The organism is Serratia sp. Sp408 (genome assembly GCF_057180665.1).
The window spans coordinates 1-359 of sequence record NZ_JBXUFT010000032.1 but is presented as its reverse complement, the minus strand read 5'-3'; the positions used below and the strand labels follow the sequence as shown (position 1 = coordinate 359).

The following is a 359-nucleotide window of genomic DNA, read 5'->3' as shown; positions in this document are numbered from 1 at the left end:
GTGTCCACACAGATTGTCTGATGAAAAGTAACGAGCAGAAATACCTTAATAGGCTTGTAGCTCAGGTGGTTAGAGCGCACCCCTGATAAGGGTGAGGTCGGTGGTTCAAGTCCACTCAGGCCTACCAAATTCTTCCTTATGCTGCGTTATGCTCGCGGTCGTTTACTCAGGTAAACTTCCCGGTCGCATGCCTTGCCAAAGAAAGAATTAACTCTTCAATGAGTTGGTAAACCGAAGGTCTCTGTCAGTGACTGTATGGGGCTATAGCTCAGCTGGGAGAGCGCCTGCCTTGCACGCAGGAGGTCAGCGGTTCGATCCCGCTTAGCTCCACCATATAGGTCCTTGAATTTCAATACTTC

General features: G+C 49.6%; 2 tRNA genes. Both read left to right on the top strand.

Going from position 1 to position 359, the window contains the following annotated elements:
• The first annotated feature begins 50 nt into the window (after positions 1-50).
• A tRNA-Ile gene (locus AC2AXP_RS22710) sits at positions 51-127 on the top strand.
• Between the two features lie 130 nt (positions 128-257).
• Positions 258-333, top strand: a tRNA-Ala gene (locus AC2AXP_RS22705).
• Positions 334-359: the final 26 nt, after the last annotated feature.